20 protein-coding genes are annotated in these 21,309 nt (G+C 51.7%); 9 read left to right on the top strand and 11 right to left on the bottom strand.

The genetic code is table 11. From position 1 onward, the window contains the following. Positions 1-3: 3 nt before the first annotated feature. Positions 4-687, bottom strand: a complete 684-nt coding sequence (locus MN202_RS05410; protein ID WP_335735072.1) for a M15 family metallopeptidase — start codon at positions 685-687, stop codon at positions 4-6. Beyond that, positions 684-2,072, bottom strand: coding sequence for a Na+/H+ antiporter NhaC family protein (locus tag MN202_RS05405; RefSeq protein ID WP_335735071.1), 1,389 nt, complete (start codon positions 2,070-2,072; stop codon positions 684-686). Before MN202_RS05405 ends, MN202_RS05410 begins: the two co-directional genes overlap by 4 nt. A 137-nt stretch (positions 2,073-2,209) precedes the next feature. On the opposite strand from MN202_RS05405, the gene MN202_RS05400 reads away from it, so the two are divergent. Next, positions 2,210-3,625 carry a M14 family zinc carboxypeptidase gene (locus tag MN202_RS05400; RefSeq protein ID WP_335735070.1) on the top strand — a complete coding sequence of 472 codons (1,416 nt, stop codon included), beginning with the start codon at positions 2,210-2,212 and terminating at the stop codon, positions 3,623-3,625. Between the two features lie 70 nt (positions 3,626-3,695). Then, the gene (locus MN202_RS05395; RefSeq protein WP_335735069.1) at positions 3,696-4,001 is read left to right on the top strand and encodes a hypothetical protein; all 306 of its coding nucleotides are present in this window, start codon (positions 3,696-3,698) and stop codon (positions 3,999-4,001) included. 1 nt (position 4,002) lies between these two features. Here the strand turns inward: MN202_RS05395 and MN202_RS05390 are convergent, their stop codons facing one another. Further along, positions 4,003-4,548: an NADPH-dependent FMN reductase gene (locus tag MN202_RS05390; protein ID WP_335735068.1), complete on the bottom strand. Its 546-nt coding sequence runs from the start codon at positions 4,546-4,548 to the stop codon at positions 4,003-4,005. 167 nt (positions 4,549-4,715) lie between these two features. Between MN202_RS05390 and MN202_RS05385 the strand changes: the two genes are divergently transcribed. Both MN202_RS05385 and MN202_RS05380 read left to right on the top strand, forming a co-directional pair. Continuing rightward, on the top strand, positions 4,716-5,405 hold the full coding sequence (locus MN202_RS05385; protein ID WP_335735067.1) for a pirin family protein: 690 nt from the start codon (positions 4,716-4,718) through the stop codon (positions 5,403-5,405). 66 nt (positions 5,406-5,471) lie between these two features. Next, positions 5,472-6,245, top strand: a complete 774-nt coding sequence (locus MN202_RS05380; RefSeq protein ID WP_335735066.1) for a substrate-binding periplasmic protein — start codon at positions 5,472-5,474, stop codon at positions 6,243-6,245. Positions 6,246-6,250: 5 nt separating this feature from the next. On the opposite strand, the gene MN202_RS05375 is transcribed toward MN202_RS05380, so the two are convergent. Genes MN202_RS05375 through MN202_RS05360 form a run of 4 tightly spaced genes read right to left on the bottom strand, consistent with a single transcriptional unit; the run spans position 6,251 to position 10,767 of the window. Continuing rightward, positions 6,251-7,402, bottom strand: coding sequence for an exo-beta-N-acetylmuramidase NamZ family protein (locus MN202_RS05375; protein WP_335735065.1), 1,152 nt, complete (start codon positions 7,400-7,402; stop codon positions 6,251-6,253). 1 nt (position 7,403) lies between these two features. Then, positions 7,404-8,327 (bottom strand): N-acetylmuramic acid 6-phosphate etherase, encoded by a 924-nt coding sequence (gene murQ / locus MN202_RS05370; RefSeq protein WP_335735064.1) that lies wholly within the window; start codon positions 8,325-8,327, stop codon positions 7,404-7,406. Further along, the gene (locus MN202_RS05365; RefSeq protein ID WP_335735063.1) at positions 8,314-9,201 is read right to left on the bottom strand and encodes a glucosamine kinase nucleotide-binding domain-containing protein; all 888 of its coding nucleotides are present in this window, start codon (positions 9,199-9,201) and stop codon (positions 8,314-8,316) included. The genes murQ and MN202_RS05365 overlap by 14 nt, the downstream gene beginning before the upstream one ends. Before the next feature lie 3 nt (positions 9,202-9,204). Continuing rightward, a complete protein-coding gene (locus MN202_RS05360) occupies positions 9,205-10,767 on the bottom strand; it encodes a sodium:solute symporter (protein WP_335735062.1) in 1,563 nt (520 codons plus the stop codon). A 143-nt stretch (positions 10,768-10,910) separates the two neighbouring features. On the opposite strand from MN202_RS05360, the gene MN202_RS05355 reads away from it, so the two are divergent. The 3 genes from MN202_RS05355 to MN202_RS05345 all read left to right on the top strand — a co-directional run bounded on the left by MN202_RS05355 (position 10,911) and on the right by MN202_RS05345 (position 16,644). Next, the gene (locus MN202_RS05355) at positions 10,911-12,827 is read left to right on the top strand and encodes a glycoside hydrolase family 3 protein (RefSeq protein ID WP_335735061.1); all 1,917 of its coding nucleotides are present in this window, start codon (positions 10,911-10,913) and stop codon (positions 12,825-12,827) included. Continuing rightward, on the top strand, positions 12,827-14,020 hold the full coding sequence (locus MN202_RS05350; RefSeq protein WP_335735060.1) for an acyltransferase family protein: 1,194 nt from the start codon (positions 12,827-12,829) through the stop codon (positions 14,018-14,020). Before MN202_RS05355 ends, MN202_RS05350 begins: the two co-directional genes overlap by 1 nt. A gap of 77 nt (positions 14,021-14,097) precedes the next feature. Continuing rightward, positions 14,098-16,644 (top strand): EAL domain-containing protein, encoded by a 2,547-nt coding sequence (locus MN202_RS05345; RefSeq protein WP_335735059.1) that lies wholly within the window; start codon positions 14,098-14,100, stop codon positions 16,642-16,644. Here the strand turns inward: MN202_RS05345 and pdxR are convergent. Further along, complete coding sequence (gene pdxR, locus MN202_RS05340; protein WP_335735058.1) at positions 16,621-18,057, bottom strand: MocR-like pyridoxine biosynthesis transcription factor PdxR; 1,437 nt, start codon at positions 18,055-18,057, stop codon at positions 16,621-16,623. The genes MN202_RS05345 and pdxR overlap by 24 nt on opposite strands. An 87-nt stretch (positions 18,058-18,144) precedes the next feature. Here pdxR and MN202_RS05335 point away from each other — a divergent pair, with 87 nt between their 5' ends. After that, positions 18,145-18,543: a GNAT family N-acetyltransferase gene (locus MN202_RS05335; RefSeq protein WP_335735057.1), complete on the top strand. Its 399-nt coding sequence runs from the start codon at positions 18,145-18,147 to the stop codon at positions 18,541-18,543. Between the two features lie 13 nt (positions 18,544-18,556). Then, entirely contained in the window at positions 18,557-19,147 is a 591-nt protein-coding gene (locus MN202_RS05330; protein WP_335735056.1) for an FMN-binding negative transcriptional regulator, read from the top strand. Here MN202_RS05330 and MN202_RS05325 read toward each other — a convergent pair. From MN202_RS05325 to MN202_RS05315, 3 genes are read right to left on the bottom strand one after another with little or no spacing between them, the layout of a single operon-like run. Then, positions 19,132-19,392: a hypothetical protein gene (locus tag MN202_RS05325; RefSeq protein ID WP_335735055.1), complete on the bottom strand. Its 261-nt coding sequence runs from the start codon at positions 19,390-19,392 to the stop codon at positions 19,132-19,134. The genes MN202_RS05330 and MN202_RS05325 overlap by 16 nt on opposite strands. A gap of 50 nt (positions 19,393-19,442) precedes the next feature. Continuing rightward, positions 19,443-20,630, bottom strand: coding sequence for a lipase family protein (locus MN202_RS05320; RefSeq protein WP_335735054.1), 1,188 nt, complete (start codon positions 20,628-20,630; stop codon positions 19,443-19,445). Next, positions 20,627-21,187, bottom strand: a complete 561-nt coding sequence (locus tag MN202_RS05315) for a DUF6795 domain-containing protein (protein WP_335735053.1) — start codon at positions 21,185-21,187, stop codon at positions 20,627-20,629. The genes MN202_RS05320 and MN202_RS05315 overlap by 4 nt, the downstream gene beginning before the upstream one ends. Between the last annotated feature and the right edge of the window lie 122 nt (positions 21,188-21,309).

Raw genomic sequence — 21,309 nt, 5'->3', positions numbered from 1 at the left:
TGGTTATTTCACGACAAAGTCAAAATACTGCTCAGTATACTTTGGTGGTTGATGGGTAAAATGCCACCATTCCATACTGTATACTTTAAAGCCACCTTGCAGCATCAGGCTTTCCAGTAACTGGCGGTTAGCCGTTTGCTGGTTGCTGATGCCGGCTGCGCCAACATTGGATACCGGGTCAAACATATCAAAAGGCGATCCCATATCAATTGGTTGCCAGTTGCCCTGCTCATCTTTGACTGCCAGGGTTAAATCTATTGTGCTACCACGGCTGTGGCCGGATTTTTCCGCTATATACTCGCCCACCAGCTTGTCTTTAGCCAGGTTGGGATAATACTGCGCCTTGGTGCGGGTATCGGCTAAATCGGCGGCCCAGCGCATAAAATGATTTACTGCCCGCTGCGGCCGGTAGCAGTCAAACACCCACAGCGTGTAACCCCGCTTTTGTGCTGCCTGCTGGACTTTTGCCAGTGCTTCGGCGGCATCCTTTTGCAGATAACACTTATTCGCCTGATAGCCTTCAACCGGTTGACCAACAAAGTTGTTATTGCCAAGGTAGGCCATGTGAACCTGAACGTCTGAACTTAACCTACTAATATCTATAAAATCAGGAGGTATATCAGTGTCCGCAGGTTCAATACCCGTACCAGCTGTCAGTAGCAAAGCCAGAAGTGCTATCGCATTCATATCATCACAACCCCTGCAAGTAAAAAGGCCAATAATGCCAACACACCACAGAATAATGCATAAGGCAGCTGGGTTTTAACGTGTTCAAGCAGATCGCAGCCAGAGGCTACTGAGCTAACTGCAGTACTGTCAGAAATGGGTGAGCAGTGATCGCCAAACACCCCGCCACTGAGGATCGCCGCCAGCACCAGAGATGGCGGCAGGCCGAGTAGTTCAACCATCGGCATGCCTATCGGGATCAAAATAGCAAAGGTGCCCCAGCTGGTGCCGGTAGTTACTGAAATTAGCGCGCCGGCTAAAAACAGCAAGGCCGGGATCAGCACCAGCGGCAGGCTGTCGCTGACGATAGACGCAATAAAAGTACCGGTGCCGAGCAGTTTTAAGCTGCTGCCCAGCGCCAGTGACAGTAATACGATAGTAACCAGTGGTAACAGCTCACTCATACCTTTAAAGCCGATATCAACCAGTTGCTGGTGTTTAAAGCGCTTGCTCAGCAGCATCATGCAATAAGCCACCAGGCAGGCCAGGGTGGTGGCGTACAGCACAGATTGTGAACCGGAGCCTGATACCAGCCTGCCGTTACCGGTAAGCAACATAAAGCCAAGCATAGAGGCGACCAGTGTCAGCAGCGGTAGCAGCATATAAGACGGGTGGCTGGGTTTAACATCAATTTCGCTGTGCTCGGCTAAGGTATGCAGTTGCTGCTCAGATTTACGCATCGGGCCATAAACTTTGCCGGTAATAATGGTATACAACACCAGCGCCAGGGTAAATAAAGCATAAAAATTCAATGGTATAGTGCCAATTAGCACCGACACGGCCGAGTCGCCAAGCGAATAGGTACTTAACAGCCCGAGGATGTAAGCGCCCCAGCCATTGAGCAAAATAATAATGCAGATAGGCGCGCTGGTACTGTCGATAATATACGCCAGCCGGGCCCGGCTCATTTTAAACTTGTCGAACAGACCGCGTGAGCTGATACCTGCAGTCAGCGAGCTTAGATTCGACTCAATAAAGGTTACCGAACTGATAAAAAACGTCATTAAACCGGCCTGGCGTGGTGTTTTGGCAATGCCTTTGTCGACCAGCATTTTTACTGTAGCCGATACCCCGCCCGAGTCACGCATATACGCCAGCAAGCCGCCTACTAAAAGAGAAAACATCAGAATACGGGCGTTGTCGGCGTCGCCGGTTACCGCCACGATCCGCTCCAGCGTGGCGATGCTGCCATCGAGCAATATTGCCGGTCCGGCCCCCTGCGCCTGCACAAAGATCAGCAATTCTGCACAGCAGAGTGACAGCAATAATGCCAGGATCACTTCTTTGCGCCACAGCACGATAACAATAGCTACCAAAGCCGGCAGCAAGGTCAACCAATCAGCCAAAATGGCCTCCTGTCTCTTTTAAGTTGATTATTATTGTAGTTAACATACGCTATGAATAATTTATACAGCTTGTGCTGGTGGCGGGCAAGCCTGAGGCAGCATTTTGCGATAAAAGCCGGCAGTATGGAGGAGAGCAGATGTTTTGGCTATGGCGTAGTTTAGTAATAGCGGCAATGGGACTGACAACAATGGTACAGGCAATAACACTGAGCGACAGCGATTATCAACGCTACCGGCAAGCCGCTTTGGATAAACCTCAGCTGAGTTATGCGGATATTGAACCGGTATTGCAGCAGCACCGGCTCAACCCGTTGTTTCGCTTTAGCCAGCTGGGAGAATCTGCGCTTGGTGTGCCGGTGTGGCAAATTGACATTGGCAATGGCCCGGTGAAAGTAATGGCCTGGTCGCAGATGCACGGTGATGAACCTACCGCCACTGCGGCCTTGATGGATTTGCTGAACGTGCTGGCTGCAGATGCCCACAGCCAGTGGCGCAGTAGCTGGCAGGATAAAATAACCCTGCGGCTGATCCCATTATTAAACCCGGATGGCGCAGCGGCCAATGTGCGCGTTAACAGCATGGGTATCGACATTAACCGCGATGCCAAAGCGTTGCAAACACCGGAAGGCCGCTTACTGATGCAGGCCGCCAGGCAGTTTAAGCCGGATTTTGGCCTGAATTTGCACGATCAGAATCGTTTTTATGCGGTAGGCGACACTGATAAAGCTGCAACGATATCGCTGCTGGCGCCGGCCTTTAATGAGGCCAAAGACATCGATGCCGCCCGCACTAAAGCCATGCAGCTGATTGGCGATATGCGCGATTTAATGCAGCAGTTATTGCCTGGCCACCTGGCAAAATACAATGACACTTTTTCCTGGCGCTCGTTTGGCGATACGTTTGCCGGTATGGGCATCAGCACTGTGTTGATAGAGTCGGGCGCCCACCCCGGCGATGATAACCGTCAGGTTGCCAGAAAGCTGAACACCCAGTTATTGGTGATGGCCGTCAACAGTATTGCCGACAAGCGCTATACCAGACAGTCGCTGGATGCGTATCAGGCGGTGCCGTTTAACCGCGATGGTGGTATTAAAGATATGCTGATCAGCGGTTTAGGCATTGTTGTTAATGGCCACAGCGCCCGGGTCGATCTGGCGCTGGACTTTGACCTCGATGGCAATAAGCTGGCGCGCATCCGCGATATTGGCGATATGTCGGTGTACGGTAGCTTCCACCATTTTGATGCCAGTGGTTTGCAATATCAGGCTGGCCGTGAATATCCGCTTAGCACCAATCTGACGCTGGATAAAGCCGGCTATCTGGCTTTACTGGCACAGGGATACAGCCATTTTCGTGGTGAGGCCAGCCTGCTGCAAAATAACAGCGACCTGCCGGTGGTGTTAAACCCGGTTAAATTAAGTGAGGGCGCACCGCAGCGCCAGCGGCCGGCGACCTTTTTACTGGCCGACAAAGACGGCGTTAAACTGGCGCTGCTAAATGGCCAGCTGCTGCATCTGGCCAGCGCCACTGTGCTTAACCCGTTAGGCAGTTAAGACACGGCTGTCTGATGACCTGGCCGGGCTTTGCTATACTGTGCAGGCTTTAACCACTTTGGAGAACAGAATGAAAGCACTGACCTTAGCGCTGCTGGTGGGCACTTTTAGCGCCGCGGCGGCGGATAATCAAATTACCCATTGTCAGCTTGGCGATGCGGTGCGGATTATTGAAGTAGCTTACCCGCAAGGCACTGAGTTACCATGTGAAGTACATTACACTAAAGACGGCCAGGATACGGTATTGTGGCGTGCCAGTAACGAAGCCGGTTATTGCGAACAGAAAGCGGCGGACTTTGCCGAAAAACAGCGCAGCTGGGGCTGGCAATGTGTGGTCACTGCCAGCAGTGCTAAAGCTGAAGCTGAAACGCCCTGAATTATTTTGCCAATTGCTGCTGCCATAGTTGCAAGGCGTGCAGTTGCTTAACAATCAGGCCTTGTATTTTCTCGTCGGTTAAATCACCGTCGCTGTTAAAACCGCCGCTAAAGGCGTTGGCAAATACTTCGGGTTGATTTAACGGGTGCAGATTTAAATACACACAGACCTGACGCAAATGGTACTGGGCGCGGCTGGTACCCATGCCGCCACCGGCACCCATAATGGCCACGGGTTTGCCGCTTAGCAATTGGTTGCCGGGTTCACGCGAAGCCCAGTCCAGCGCATTTTTCAGCGCCGGCGCCAGTGAATAGTTATATTCCGGGCAGGCTAACAGCAAGGCATCGGCGTCGGCTATCTGCTTTAGCAATTGCTGCACAGCGGCCGGTTTTTCTGCCAGGTCGGCGTTATAAAATGGTACCTCTAACAGCTCTGCCAGGTGAATTTTCATACCCTGGGGCGCATGGCCCTGGGCATAACGCAACAAACCGCGGTTGGTAGATTTAGCCCGTAAGCTGCCGCAAATGGCCAGCACATTAATACTCATCAATTACTCCGTTGTTGGCTTGCAAGACTGTTCAGTGTAGCTGAGCTGGTGGCATTTATCATAAGTTCAAATTATTTGAATATTTAGCGCAAATTATTCCGCTTTTTACGGCAGATGCACAGGGTTAAGCTGGCTGGGTAGTGTGAACTTAATTGAGGAAAGGCTAAATGTTTACTATCAGATACGCCGCCGACCGCGGTAAAGCCGATTTTGGCTGGTTACAAAGCCGCCATACATTTTCATTTGCCAGTTACTATGACCCGGCGCAGATGGGCTTTTCAGCGCTGCGGGTAATTAACGATGACAGCGTTGCTCCTGGCGCCGGTTTTGATACCCATGGCCATAAAGATATGGAGATTTTAAGTCTGGTGCTCAGTGGCAGCATTGCGCACAAAGACTCAGCCGGTAATACCGAAGTATTGCCAGCCGGTGAATTTCAGTTGATGAGTGCCGGCCGTGGTATTTACCACAGCGAGTTTAATGCCAGCGCGCAGCAAGAGCTCAGGTTTTTGCAGATCTGGATCCAGCCCAATCAGCAGGGAGGCGAGCCGGCTTATCAGCAAAAAGACTTCGGTCAGCGCGAGGGCCTGACGCTTATCTTGTCGCCGGATGGCCGCGACGGCAGTTTAACGCTGCGCCAGGATGCCTTGCTGTATCAGCTCATTCTGCCTGCGGCACAGCAACTGACGTACAGTAGCCTGGTCGGTCGCAAGCAGTACATTCACCTGATCAGCGGCGAGCTGAACCTGGCCGGTAATCTATTACAGCCAGGCGATGGTATTAAAATCAGTGGGGAAACAGCACTGACACTGACGGCGAATGCCGGGGTAAAGGCACTGTTGTTCGATTTGCCCTAACCTTGCTCTGGCTGGCGTTTTTGCGGCCTTATGCTAGGGTTTCTAAGTTGTATCAGGAGTTTTAGCATGGCAAAGTTTTGGTTTAAGCTGAGCAGCGTGTTGCTATGCATTATGGCATTTGCCGTTATGCCTGCTACTGAGCCGACACCGGCAGATACGGCCAGCCAGAAAACCTTGCGGTTTGTGGTGTATTACCCTGATTTCCCACCCTATATTTTTACCACTATTAACGGAGATGTCAGTGGCATAGTGCCGGATTTACTGGCACCATTTTTTCACCAGCAGCAGCTTGAGGTCGATTATCTGCTGGATAACCGGGCCGGGGCCGAGCAGCGGCTGTATCGGGGCGAAGTCGATGCCATGATGTTAAGTCCGGAGTGGGCAATAAAACCCGAGCAACTGGTGTTCTCCAACCAAATTATTGCCTATGACGATTACTTTTTTGCCCGCACGGCTGAGGAGGCCGTGACTGAAGTGGAACAGTTGAAGGGGAAAAAAATCTGCACCCGCGAATATTATGTTTATCCGACCCTGGAAGCGCTATTTAGCAGTGGCACACTGCTAAGAGTCGATTCCTCCAGCCAGGAAGCACAGCTGCGCATGGTGCTGAGCAAACGTTGTGATTTAGCCTATATGAATGATTTGATTGCGCATTGGCTACTGCAGCAACATTATGATACGACGACCTTGTATCCGACGCCATTGCTGATTGGTAAGTCGGGGCTGACTATTGCGCTTAATCCGACCTGGCAGCCGTTGCTGCAGGCACTAAACCAGTATTTGCAGCAACAACAAGCCAGCGGTGAAGTAGAGCGGGTTGTTGCCCGCTATCTGCATTAAGCTTGTTACGGGTACAACAGGTAAGGCTGGCGCTGTTGTTTAAAGCGCTGCAGGTCGTTGTGCCAGCTGGCACGGATGGCCTGCTCTGACAGACCTTGTTCTATTTGCAACCTGAGTTTATCTGTACCCGCCAGTTTATCCATAAAGGCTGGTGCGGTAAAAAACACCTCATTATGCTGTTTAAATAAGGCATGCCAGCGCTGTAAGTACTGTAAATCCAAGCCATTAGCAGGTACCTGGCGTAAGTCTTCGCCATACAAGGTTTTATCCATTAGCGGTGGCGTTAGTGCTGCGCCCGGCGTCGATACCGGGGTAAAGCTGAAACCGGCCGGGCCAAATTTATCATAACCTATAACTTTAAACGCAAAGGCTGTGCCGCGGCCGACACTAAGCGGCGTGGCTTCAAAAAAGCCTAACGACGGATACAGTGCTACCGCCTGGGCATCGGGCAGGTTAGGGCTGGGCTTTACCGGCAGCGCATAAGGCATATCGCGGCGGTAGCCGGTCATCGGTATTACGCTAAGTTGCAGTTTATCCGCGTTGCTGATCCACCCTTCGCCTTTAATCATCCGCGCCAGCTCGCCGACGGTCATGCCGTGCAGCAGCGGAATAGGATGCATGCCAACAAAAGACTGGAAGGCTAAATCCAGCAGCGGGCCATCGACATAGGCGCCGTTCGGATTGGGTCTGTCCAGTATCAGCATGCCAACACCATGCTCAGCTGCAGCCTGCATCATATAGTGCATCGAACTGATGTAGGTGTAATAGCGCACGCCTACATCCTGAATATCAAAAATGACCAGATCCAGTTGTTGCATCTGTTGGGCTGACGGTTGCTTGTTGGCACCATACATTGACCACAACGGCAGGCCGGTTTTGCTATCGGTGCCACTGTTTACTGCAGCGCCGGCATCATGATCACCGCGAAAACCATGTTCGGGGGCAAAAATGCCGACAACATTCACCTTATTGGCCAGCAGCACATCGACCAGATGCTGCTCAGCAACCAGCGAAGTTTGGTTGACCAGTAAGCCAACCCGTTTTCCGGCTAGCAACGGCAAATAACGCTGCACTTGTCCGGCACCAGTTTCAAACTGCGGTTGCGCAGCGCTAAGCTTTACCACAAAACAGAGCAACAACAGGCTAATAAAACGCATATTAACTCTCCAGCACGCGACGGATAAAACCGTTTTGCTGTGCCAACTGTTCGCGGCATTGGCTGATGCTCTGGCCGCTTAACAGATGCAAAATGGCCAGTTTGGCACTCATACCGGCAGCATCCAGCGCCTGACGGGCGTCATCTGCGCTGCAGTCGGTTGCCTGCATCACGATACGTACCGCGCGGGCCACCAGCTTTTCATTGCTGGCGTGTAAATCTACCATCAGATTCTGGTATACCTTGCCGCTTCTGATCATCGCAGCGGTGCTGAGCATATTCAGTAGCATTTTTTGCGCACTGCCGGCTTTCATCCGGGTAGAGCCGGTTAGCACCTCCGGCCCGGTTACCGCGCAAATGCCGGTATCGGCGGCACTGAGTACCGGCGCATTGGCATTACAGCTAATGGCGGCGGTATAACAGCCCAGGCTACGGGCGTAGGCCAGGCCGCCCAGTACATAGGGCGTGCGGCCGCTGGCGGCAATGCCAACCAGAATATCTTTGGCGTCTAATTTAATTCGCTGTAAATCAGCCACGGCCAGCTGTGGGTCGTCTTCGGCGCCTTCCACAGCTTTGTACACAGCGCCGTCGCCACCGGCTATCAATGCCACAACCATGCTGGAGGGCACGCTAAAGGTTGGCGGGCATTCTACCGCATCTAAAATACCCAGCCGGCCACTGGTACCTGCACCGAGATAAACCAGCCGGCCGCCACGGGCAAAGGCCTCGACAATGCGGTCTGCCACTATAGCGACCTGCGGCAGACACTGACTGACACTGAGTGCCACACTCTGATCTTGCTGATTTATCCGCTGCACTATTTCCAGGCTGCTGAGTAAATCGATATCGATACTGTCGGGGTTACGTGCTTCTGAACTCATGCTATTAAGCTGATTTAGCAGGGTATCCTGATTATTGATGTTCATGCGCAGGCTCCGAAACATTAGAAATAAGTTGTTGTGCCAGTAGCAGACCGCCGTCAAGCGCACTGCCTTTTGCCTGCTGTACTAGCGGTTGGCAGGCTGCACTTAGCAGCGGTAAGGTATCTTTCGCCAGGCCACCGAGTAACACCACCGGCAGCGCAAATTGTTCAAGTGCCTGCCATAACAGTTGCTCTACCGCATCGATATGGCGCTGGCGCAGCATTAACGCCAGCGGACACTGGCTGGCAAACTGAAACACCAGCGGCGCGAATTCAGCGAAATCGGTCGGGCTGGCGTTTTTTAGCCAGGGCAATAAGCGCTCTGCGCTGTCGCCAATATGCTGGGCTACCGCTTTAAGCAACGGACTTTGTACGCCGCTCAGGCTGTCTACCTGCCACAGCAGCTCGCGCACGACTTGTTTACCCAGCCAGGCACCGCCGCCTTCATCGCCGATATTAAAACCCCAGCCACCAATTTGCTGCTCGTTGCCATTGGCCAGTAAGCGCATGGCAACCGAGCCGGTACCCAGAGCTACGACTAACACCGGTTGCCCCAGATTGGCGCCATATAACGACGTCCGCGCATCTGTGGTGATCAGTAGTTGTTGGTAATCGTCCTGCAGCAACTGCATGGCCTGCTGGTGTTGTTGCGGATTGCCGGCACCCGCCAGGCCCATAACGGCAACAAGCTGCTGGCTGGTCACGGCGGCTTGCTGACACAAAGCCTGGCTTAGCTGGCGAATGTTACTAAGCGCCAGGTCAAAATCATTGGTCAGCGACGCCGGGCCGGCTTGCTGTTGCCAGTGCTGGCCGGTTGCGCTGTTTGTCAGACGGGCCAGGGTTTTACTTCCGCCGCCGTCCAGCGTCAGGATCCACATAAATTACTCCTTGCTTGCAGCATAAGGCTGCGCAGTTCCAGCCAGGCACACCAGGCTGGATACTAATGTGCCCAGGCACAGCTGCCAGGTAAAACCCAAATCCAGCGCGGCCAGTGCCGGGCTCCAAAATTGTACAACATAGGGCTGTAATGCCAGGGTAACGGCAAAGCCACTTAGCAGGGCGGCCGTTACACTGCGCCGGTTGCCACGCTGGCTAAACAGGGCGGTAAAAAACACCCCCAGCAGGCCGCTGTACGAAAACACCATCACACTTAGGGCAAAAGCCAGCAACGGCATGGCCGAATATTGCTGCCAGTAAAAACACAGGATCGCCATCAGGGCCAGCGCTGTAGCGGTAAGCAACATTGCCAACTGGCCGGCGCGGACGAAATGGCCGGGCGCGGTATCTGGCTGACGCTGTAAACGCCATGGCTGATAAATATCAGCCACCAACACCGAGGCCATGGAATTAAGGCCGGACGTTATGGTTGATAACGCTGCGGCAATGACGCCAACCACCACTAAGCCGCGTAAACCGGATGGCATTTCATTCAGCACATAATACATAAACACGGTAACTTTTTCGCCGGCAAAGCTATCGGCAAAGCCCTGTACCGGCTGATATAAATCAGGTCTTTGATAAAAGATATACAGCAAAAAGCCGATAAGGATAAACACCAGCATGGTCGGAATGACCAACAGCACCGAGCTTAACAACGCGCGGGCACCTGCCTTGCTGTCTTTACAGGTGAGTACCCGTTGCGTCATGTCCTGGTCCATGCCAAAGGCGGCGATATTGAGCAGCACAAAACCGGTAAGTGCCGAATACATATTAAACACCCCGGCCGAGCTGAAATCGAGCGACCAGTCAAATAGCAGCCATTTTGACGCGCCGCCCTCTGCCGGTGTATCTAAGGCAGCATAAATAGTATGCCAGTCCAGTCCCAGGCTGTAATACAGGTAGCCAAGTACCAGCATTGCCGCACTGACATAAACCGCGCATTGCAACGCATCGGTATAGATTACCGAACGTATGCCACCCATTACTGTGCACAGCAAGCCAATAACCGCCAGCAGCACAACCGCAATTAACACGCTGGAGGCGGCAATGTTATTAAACAGCAGCATGGCCACTGCTATCGCCGCCATATATAAGCGGGCGCCGCTGGCAAACAAACGGCCAAACAGGTACATCTTGCCGGCATGATCTTTAGCGCTGGCACCGAAACGGCGTTCCAGCAGCTCGTACACTGTGGTGACTTTAAGCTGATAATAACGTGGCAGCAGCAGCTTCATTACCAGTACTGCCGCTATCACGGCACCGATATTAGATGCCAGATAACTCAGGTTACCGCGAAACCCCATATCAGGCCCGCCAAGAAAAGTGGCAGCCGATTGTGATGTTGCCAGTACTGAAACAGCCACAACCCATACCGGCATGGTGTTGGCGGCAAGGAAATAATCCTGGCTATTACCGGCACGGCGGCGGTTAACAGCCCAACCGACAGCGGCCAGTATGGCGAAGTAGCCAAAAAAAACTATCCAGTCCAAAAGGGTCAGTTGCATAGGGTGTTCCAGCTGATAGCACTGCAATTAACATATCACAGAAATTATTGCATGGGTAATTTATACATTTCAAATTATCTTGAATGTATAAATTATTTTTGTTGTACTACAGCAGGCTTTGTTCACAATACCGGAGTGGCGCTGTGCTTACGTTAATTGTCAGGAAAATCATGTCATGTTGTCGTCGCGGCTATTCAGTTTTTTGGGGGGGCTTACTACTCAGTGTGAGCCTGATTGCTATGCCGGTTAATGCCGCCGCCTGGTTGAAAAAGCCTGCCAGTGTTAAACAAATGCTGGGGCAAAAGCTGATGCTGGATTTGCGCTACTATTGCCCGCAGACGCCGGAACAAGGGCAATGCCGTACCGCCATGACCCAGTTGCCGCCTGAGCTGGCCGCACTGATCCGTGGCTACGATATCGGTGGCGTGATCCTGTTTGCCGAGAATTTGCACAATATTGCGCAAATAGTGCAGCTAAACCGTGATTTACAACAAGCCGCAGCAGAGTCGGCGTTAAAACTGCCGCTGTTTATCAGTATTGATCAGGAAGGCGGCCGTGTTGCGCGCTTACCGCGAAGCCTGGCGACATCTTTTGCCGGCAATATGGCAATAGGTGCCACCTTTGCGCAGCACGGTACTAAGTATGCCGCTGAAGTGGGTAAGGTACTGGCCGATGAGCTGCTGCCACTGGGCATTAATGTTAACTTTGCACCAACGATAGATGTCAACGTTAATCCGCAAAATCCGGTTATCAATGTGCGTGCCTTTGGTGAAAACCCGCAGCAGGTGGCTGAGCTGGGCGGCGCGATGACAGCGGCAATGCAGCAACGCGGTATGATAGCGGCGTTAAAACATTTTCCCGGCCATGGTGATACCGAAGTGGACAGCCATTTAGGCCTGCCGCGGGTAGAGCACAGTGCCGAGCAAATCCGCCAGATAGATTTAAAGCCCTTTGCTGACATTATCAGCCAGCACGCGCCTGGCATGATCATGACGGCGCACATCCAGTATCCGGCGTTGGATAACAGTACTTTTACTTCAAAAGACGGCGAGCAGATGCTAAAGCCGGCGACTTTATCGCGCAAAATTCTGCACGGTGTGCTGCGTGAAGAGCTGGGCTATAACGGCGTAATAGTGACCGACGCGCTGGATATGGCCGGCATCAGTAAGTTTTTTACCCATACCGAAGCGGTGGTACAAACTTTTGCTGCCGGTGCTGACATTGCGTTGATGCCGGTGAAGCTGCAACATCCCGGCGAGCTAACTGCTCTGGCTGAGCTGCTGGATGCCCTGGCAACGGCGGTAGATAACGGCGATATCAGCCCGACTGAGCTGGCAGAGTCTTATCAGCGCATAGTGACGTTAAAACAGCAATATCCGCTGTTGCCGGCACAGGCCAGCGTAGCGCAACAAGTGCAGCAGGCGCAGCAGACTCTGGGCAGTGCAGCACATCGCCACAGTGAACTGGCGCTGGCTAAAGCCGCGATAACACAAGTTAAACCCGCTACTGCTGACTGGCCGTTTAAGCTAAGCGAAGCAAAAAAGCTGCTGCTAATTATGCCGGACCACAGCAAAGCGCAGGCACTGGCAGCCGCATTGCAGCATTACGGCCGGCAACAGTTTGCGATTGACGTTATCAGCCTGCAACAAACCGATGTCTCTGGTGCTGCTGCGCAAATAGCGGCGGCCGATCTGGTGATTAGCGGTTTTATTGCGCCGATGCAAAGCCTGGCTGATATTGGCGGCATGGACGACTTAAACGGGATCCGCAATACTGCTGCTGCCTACGAGCGCCAGACGCAGCAATACGAAGCCTTATTGCCACTTATTAGTGCTCAGCACAAGCCGCATGTATTTTTAAGCCTGCGCGCACCCTACGATATTAGCCGCTATGGCAAGCATGCCGCTGTGGTGTTGGCCAGTTATGCCTATAACACGGCAGAAAATGTTACGGCTATCGGTGCAGGTAACGCGACCTACGAAGCGCTGGCACAGGCGCTGCTGCGCCAATACGGGCTAACCGGCACCTTGCCGGTAACCGTTGCCGGCTACAACGACTAATGCTGGCGTTATACCGGCGCTATGCCGACGCCATACTGGCGACATTACCGGCGAAACGCTTGCTGGCGCTGGACGCATTGCGGGGTTTAACCATTACCGCGATGATATTGGTCAATAACCCCGGTAGCTGGAGCTATGTTTATGGCCCGCTGCGCCATGCTGATTGGCATGGCTGGACCGTCACCGATCTTATCTTCCCGTTTTTTATTGTCATTGTGGGCATGTCGTTGCAGCTAAGCCTGCAGCGGCAAAGCACCGTCAGTAAGGCCGTTATCATTAAGCAGGGCGCACTGCGAAGTCTTAAGCTGATAGGTCTGGGCTTGTTTTTAGTGTTGTTTTATTACAATTTTCGCGATGCCAGTTATAACTATATTGAACAAAAGTTGCTGGCCCTGCGCTGGTTTGGTGTACTGCAGCGTATAGGTGTGGTGTATTTTTTCAGCCTGCTTATCGTGCTGTACTGCGGCGTCAGAGGGCGCATACTCTGGTTAGTTGGTCTCTGTGCAGTTTATCTGGCGGCGATGTTGTTTGTGCCTTATCAGGATGCTTACGGCAACCGTTTTACCGGCTTGCTGCAATTTGGTAACAGCTTCGCCGCCTGGCTTGATCATACCGTATTGGGAGCAAACCATGTGTATTACCGCAGTGCCACGCCTTTTGCCTTTGACCCGGAAGGGCTCTGGTCTACCTTGCCGGCCATTGCCAGTTGCTTAAGTGGCGTGCTGATTGCGCAGTGGTTACAGGCTGACCGTAGCCTGGTACAGAAAATCCGCGGCTTACTGCTATGTGGTGTAGTGGCGGTCTGGCTGGCAGAGCTGTGGCATTTTAGTCTGCCAATCAACAAAAGCCTGTGGACGCCAAGTTTTGTACTGCTAAGTAGCGGGTATTGCGCTATAGCGCTGGCAGCCTGCATCTGGCTGTGTGATGTGAAACGCTGGCGGCGCTGGAGCGCGCCTTTTGTGGTGTTTGGCGCCAATGCCATTTTGTTTTTTATGTTTGCCGGTATTGCTGCGCGGCTGCTGGGTATGATCAGTGTCGGACCAGGCTCACTGCAAAGCTGGTTGTTTAACCACCTGTATCAGCCAGTATTGGGTAGCTACAACGGCTCACTGGCATTTGCGTTGAGCTTTTTACTGCTGTCCTATCTGTTAATGCACTGGTGCTACAAGCGCGGCTATATTTTTAAAGTCTGATCGGGCATTAGGTTGGTAAATTTGTCGCTATAACATAAGCTTCAGGAACCGAAGCCAACCGGAGTGACGGAACACTCATGATCAGAACTATAGTTCTACTGTTGCTGTTAGTAAGTGCTGCTAAGGCGCTTGGCCGTGAAGTGGTGGTGGGGGTTTATCAAAATCCACCCAAATTGGTAGCGGCGGCTGACGGGGCGGCGTCGGGTATTCTTGGTGACTTGCTTACTGAGATCGCCGGGCGCGAAAACTGGCAGTTAAAGACGGTACAATGTGACTGGGCTTATTGCCTGCAGTTGTTGCAAGCCGGCGAAATAGATTTGTTGCCAGATGTGGCCTTTAGCGAAGAGCGGGCACTGCTGCTGGATTTTCATCGTACACCAGCCCTGTTTAGCTGGTCACAGTTATACCTTGCGCCAGGCGTGCCACTGGACTCGTTAGCCGATTTAACCGGTAAAAAAGTGCTGGTACTGCGCGATTCAATACAGCAGCGTTATTTGCAACAACAGCTTAATAGCGCCGGGATCGAAGCACAATTAATAGAAACACGTTCGATGGCTGAAGCGTTCGCTATGGTTGCCGCCGGACAAGCTGACGCTGTGGCGGCCAACCATTATTTTGGCCGCGCTCATATGGACGAGTACCAGTTGATGCAAGGCGATATTGTTTTTCAGCCGGTGCAGCTATTTTACGCCAGCCGTAAGGGGCGCAATCAGGATTTACTGGCAGTTATTGAAACTGATTTGGCGCAGTGGCAAGCCAATGCCAGCTCACCCTATTACCATATTTTGCAACGCTGGGGCGCAAACACACCGCCTCTGCAAATGCCGGAACGCGTTTGGTGGTTGCTGTCGATGTTGTCCGCATTGCTGTTATTGGCACTGCTGGGCGCCTGGTGGCTGAAAAAGCAGGTCGCCGAAAAAACCCGCCATTTGCAGGCCAGTGAAGAGCGGCTGAGCACCATATTAAACAGCGTTGATGCGCATATTTATATCAAGGACACTAAAGGCCGGTATCAGTATCTTAACCGCAAAGTCGCCGAGCTATTCGGTTGCACAGCAGAGCAAGCACTGGGCCGGCGTGATGATGCTTTTTTTGATGCCGCCACCAGTGCTAATTTGCAACAAAATGACCAGCGCGTGTTGCAACAGGGCCAGCGCATCGTGGAAGAAGAGCGAAACTGCTCGCTGGATGGCCAGCAGTGTCATACCTATTTGTCGGTTAAAATGCCACTGCGCGATGCAAAAGGGAAAATCTATGCGCTCTGTGGTATTTCTACCGATATTACCGAACATAAACAACAGCAACAGGAAATTCATCAACTGGCGTTTTATGACGCTTTAACCGGTTTGCCAAACCGGCGGCTGTTGTTAGAACGCTTGCAGCATGCAGTAGCGCTAAACCAACGTCAGCCACAACAAGGCGCCTTACTGTTTATTGATCTGGACCATTTTAAAGATTTAAATGACAGCCTGGGCCATGCTATGGGCGACAAGTTGCTGCAGTTAGCAGCACAGCGGCTGCAACAACACCTGCGTAAAATTGATACGCTGGCGCGGCTGGGCGGCGATGAATTTGTGGTGCTGTTAACTGATATGCATCCGGATGCGGAACTGGCTATTCAGAAAGCCGGCTTAATCGCCGATAAAATCGTCCAGCTAATGGCAGAAGCCTTTATGCTGCAGGAGCGGCCTTATAGCTTATCAGCCAGTGTCGGTGTCGTCATGTTCTCAGATGGCTGCAATGCTGATGAGCTGCTGCAGCGCGCCGATTTAGCTATGTATGACGCCAAAGAGCGCGGCCGCAACGGCGTACGGTTTTTTAATCAGCAAATGCAGGCTGAAGTCAGCGCCCGCACTGAATTGGCTACAGGTTTACGTCAGGCGATGGCGCAACAGCAATTTGTGCTGCATTTTCAACCGCAAATACAAGGCGACACCACTGTCGGCGCTGAAGTATTACTGCGTTGGCAGCATCCGGACAAAGGTTTGGTCGCACCTGGGCTGTTTATTCCGGTGGCGGAGTCCAGTGGTCAAATTTTGCAGATTGGCCGCTGGGTGTTGCAACAAGCCTGTATGCAACTGGCAGAATGGGCACGGCATAGCGACACGGCAAGCTGGTATCTGGCGGTGAACGTCAGTGCCCGCCAGCTACATGACGTACATTTTGTCGATGAAGTTAAAAAAGCCCTGCGTGACAATGGTGCCATTGCAGAAAACTTAGTGCTGGAGCTTACTGAAAGCCAGCTGCTGCAGGATATCGATACAGTGATCCACAAAATGCAGCAGTTAACTGCCTTGGGCGTGCGGTTTTCGCTGGATGACTTTGGTACCGGCTATTCGTCGCTCAGTTATTTGAAACGCTTGCCGCTAAGCCAGCTGAAAATAGACCGCTCCTTTGTACGCGATATTCTTACTGACGCCAATGATAAAGCCATAATCAAAACCATACTGGCGCTGGGCCAGAGCCTGGAGCTGGCGGTCATTGCCGAAGGTGTGGAAACAGAGCCGCAATATCAAAAGTTACTGCAACTGGGTTGCCAGCAATTTCAGGGTTATTTATTTGGCAAGCCGGTCGCACTGGCAGAATTTGCTAAGGCACAGCTAGGTAGCTTCACTCAGCGCTAGCCGGCACTGCTGAATCAAAAGCTGCAACGCCGCGGTAAACTCAGCGTCACTGTGGTTGGCAATGCCCAGTACCAGGCCGTAGCGGGCTGTGTCGTTAAATACATAGCGACTAAGCGGTTGTGCTTTAATGTTATGTTTGGCCAACGCCGTTAGTAATGCGGCTTCAGCAACAGGTTGGGGCAACTCCAGCACCAGATGCAAACCGGCATCCTGAGCATGTAAACGGCATTGCGGTAGTTGTTGCGACAACAGCTGGACTGCCAACAGCTTGCGCTGCTGATAATAGCGACGCATTTTGCGCAAATGGCGGCCAAAATGGCCTTCGCTGATAAAATCGGCCAGTGCCGCCTGAGGCAGCAAAGGCACATCGCCATGCAGCGCCTGTAATATGGCCGCTGCTTGTGCTATTACCCGCCGTGGCGCCACCAGATAACCTAGACGCAGCGCCGGGAACAGCGTTTTACTAAAAGAACCAACAAACAGCACGCCTTCACCGTCGGCCAGCCCCTGCAAGCTGGCAATAGGCCGGTTGCGGTACTGAAATTCGCTGTCGTAATCATCTTCTACCAGCCAGACACCTTGCTGGCGTGCCCAATCCAGCAGCGCCATACGTTGTGGCAGCGGCATAATACCGCCCAGCGGATACTGATGGCCGGGTGTTAAAAACAGTGCCTTGGCGGCAGTGTCGGTGGGCAGGGTGTCGATATTAAGACCATCTGTGCCGGCAGCATCCAGATGCTGCACCTGCAGTTCACACAGTTGCAGCGCCTGCTTTAAGCGCGGGTAACCGGGGGTTTCCATTAAAACCTGTTGGCCGGCGCGCGCCACCAGTTTAGCCGCAATAACCAGTGCTTGCTGGGCACCGGCAGTGATCAGAATGCATTGCTCATCACACACCACCTGCCGAGCCTGACGCAGATACTGCACCAATGCCTGGCGCAGCGCAGCATAACCGAGTGGGTCGGCAAAACCGCTTAGCGCAGTCCGCTGACAATGTCGTTGTAACATGCGCTGCCAGATTGCAGAAGGAAACAGCTGCAGTGCCGAGACGCCGGGTTGCAGCACGCCATTTACTGCTGCGGTTTTTTGCGGTAAGCCATACTGCTGCGTTGCCAGCTCAGGCAAAGCGTTACTGCTGGCGGTTTCCGGCTGGAAATACTGCTCTGGCAGGGCGGTTACCCGGTAACCTCGTCCTGGTAAGCCGTCGATGTAGCCTTCGGCGACTAACTGTTGCAGCACCTGGTTAACGGTATTGCGGCTAAGGCCTAAATCGGCAGCCAGCACCCGGCTGGACGGTAACAAGGCGCCAGCTGGCCAGATACCGCTTAATAATTGCTGTTGCAGTAGCAAATACAGCTGCTGGCGCAAGCTACCCGCCCCGCTAAGTTGCAAACCCTCGGTGACTAAACGCAACTGGATCCTCTTTTCTGTTAAAACTGGTACTTTTTATAGTACCAGTCTAGCCGCTATGCTAACGGCTACACAACAGGAGAGCAGACAATGACGATAGTGTATCAACAAGAAAGCAGTTTTAAACTGGACGACATGCTTACGCTGTACCGCGCGTCGGGCATTAACCGGCCGACAGAAGACTGCGCTCGGATGGCCATTATGCTGGCAAGTAGCAATTTATTGGTGACGGCAAGATTGGATGGCAATTTAGTCGGGTTGGCGCGCTGCTTAACCGACAAAGCCTATGTGGTGTATATCTGTGATCTGCTGGTAGATAAAGCTTACCAGCAGCAAGGTATTGGCAAAGCGCTGCTGGCTGCGGTGCAACAGGCTACCGGGCCACAGGTGCAGCAATTATTGCGCAGTGCGCCCTCGGCCATGCAGTATTATCCGTTAGTTGGCTTTACGCCGATAGATAACGGCTTTCATATTCAGCGTCAGTGCTGATAAGGAAGCTTAAGTGTATCCACCGCCGTATTATCACACTAGCAACCGGGCGCAATTGCAGGCTTTCTTGCAGCAACATTATTTTGGTTTGTTGTTAACTGGTCACGGTGGCTTAAGTTACACACCGCTGCCTTTTTTATTTGACTGGCAAATGGGTGCAGACAAGGCTTATTGCCATTTAGCGCGTAATAACCCGCAGCTCAGCCAGCTCGATGGCCTCGAAGTTAGGGTTGTTATTCAGGGGCCGCATGCCTTTGTGCCGGCCAGTTGTTATCAGCAGCAACCCGCCGTGTCTACCTGGAACTACGCCCTGGTTGAGCTAACAGGCACAGCACGCTTGTTAGATGCCGATCAGACGCTGGCATTGGTAAGAAGACAAGAAGCACACAGCGCACCGGCAATGTTGCAGGCAGCCGACTACCAGCAAAGGTTAGTTAAAGCGATAGTAGGCGTAGAGATTAACCTAAGCAGCGTAACAGGCCGGTTTAAGTTATCGCAAAACAAAGCCCCGGCGGAGCAGCAGGCGGTAATCGATTATTTGCAACAAAGCGAACAGCCAGCCACAGTATGGCGGTTGATGCGTAACCTTTACCAGGGCCAGTAAGCCCAAACAGCGCTGGCAGCCAAACCCCACACAGTAATACCGCCGGTGATGATCACCAGCCAATGCATCATCATCATGCCATAAAGAATATCGCTGACGTCTTTGCCACAAAAATAACACTCGCTTATGCCACCGCCTTCTTGCTCGCAACCCAGTAGGCCAGCAAGTAAGGCTCCCAACAAAGCTATTAGCAACGGTGATATGCCAATAGCAATGCTGATAACGGCAAGACGGGTTGGGGTCATAATAATGTCATTACAAATTCAACGTTAAATGAATTGTTTTAGTGCTGCGACTATTCCAGATTGTCAAATGCCTGCCGAGCTGAACGATATAGTGCACCCAAAGTGACGTCAAACACCCAACGAATAAAGCGTGCTGTCAGATCTGCAACTGTCTTTGTCACATAACCGGCAAACACTAACATATGACCTAGCAATCCTTTAACATCTTCGAAAAATTCTGGAGTGAGTTTAGCAATATGCTCCATGCTACGAGCCAGCAAATCATAAAATGTTAGCGCAGTTCCAACCCCAGCTGCCGCCAGAATAACAGGCAATTGTCCCGCTTTTTTTAGGATGGTGATCAAGGCATCAGTAATTCGTAGTGACCAATAGGTGCTAAATGATGCTTGATGGCGGTTCGCATATCTCAGTACGACAGACTGAGCGTTTGTTCTGGTTTTTTGTGCTATCTCTTTCCAACTGTGACCGCTGGCAGTGTTAAGGTAGCCCGGACTTTTTGCCATAGAATGAGCAAAAGGATTGATAGACATGCCGGGTGATAACACAAACTCCTGCTTGTTATAAGGTGCATGAATAAACGGCCATACCGGTATCATTGGGATAGGGTCAGATGCATGTACGCAGCGAAAGTGTTTATCTATGGTTGAGGTTGTTTTCTTAGCGAATTCTGTAAGCCCAACCCTCGGGGCGCCAAAAGTGTATAAACAGACCCGGTTACCATAATAACGTTTTACCCAGTCTGCAGCCAGATGAGCCAGTGCGCCCCCCAGGCTGTGGCCAACACAATGTAAAGTGCCGCTCGAATTTCCACGTAACAGCGGGTCTAAACTTTCTGTTAGGGCGGGCTTTATACTTTGAAACACTTTATTAAAGCCTGCATGTATACGGGTTTGGTTATCGCCAGTGGCAAGACCAAAATGTAAGTCGGTTACAACATCACGTAACTCAAGACTCTTGAGGCTAATTTTCATAAAAGTACCGCGAATAGCCAAAACCGTATCGCCTTGATACTGATTTTTACCATGGCCTATCACCGCAAAACCGGTTTGACGGTTAAATACTCGGGAGAGCATGCCGCCAGAGACGCCCATTATTGGCCCGTTACTTAAATCAAAACTGAAATTGTTGGTGATTTGTGAAGGCAGTTTGCCGAGACTATAGCCAGTTCGTTCAGCCGTTCGTATTTGATATGCTGCATTCGCTAGCTGAGAGGCCATTTGAGGTGTAAGAGTTTTCATTTCATAATTTCCTTATTCTTTATAACACTTTCGTCAGCGAAACTGCATTTACTAATCGCTCCCAAGTAAATCCCTGGATTTAAAGGGTCAGGTTCTAAATCCAAACCAAAATCTGGATTGCTGAGTTCACATGTCATCTCTTTTAGCAGGGCGTTAAAGCTATTGAAATCGAGAGTGTTTAAATTCGAGATGCTAAAAATATTAATAATTTCATCTTGCTTTACGTAAATATTGTGCTTGACTGCGGTATCAAACATTGACTCTCTAACCTTTATTATTTTTGCTGGAAAGGCGAAGTGGCCACTGCTATCTGTAACCCGTTGTTCGCTGTATGAGTCGTCACCGTGTTTCAGATCTCTAAGCACTGTCATCCCAGAGGCCGGCTGACCATTCAACAAAATTTTTCCTTGAATTGCCGGTGAAAGTTGTAGTTCTTTCTTTTTAAACCAACTAAACATATCTGCCTTAACCTGTTGTGAAAAAACAAAAAATCCCAAAAAAGCCAACGCTGCAGTCATAAGCAGCCAGGGTTTGTGCCTTGCACTAACACTTTGCATGAAAAGCTCTGCTGAAATGAAGTTGATAAAAGATAACCAAAAGACAATATTTTGTAAATTAATTATTTGTTAGTAAGGTGCAGGAATGGATGTAGCGCTGCAGTTGCAGCGCCGGGAAGAGC

Origin of the sequence: Rheinheimera muenzenbergensis (genome assembly GCF_036984005.1) — a bacterium.
GTDB lineage: Bacteria > Pseudomonadota > Gammaproteobacteria > Enterobacterales > Alteromonadaceae > Alishewanella > Alishewanella muenzenbergensis.
This window is presented reverse-complemented; position numbering and strand designations above follow the sequence as displayed.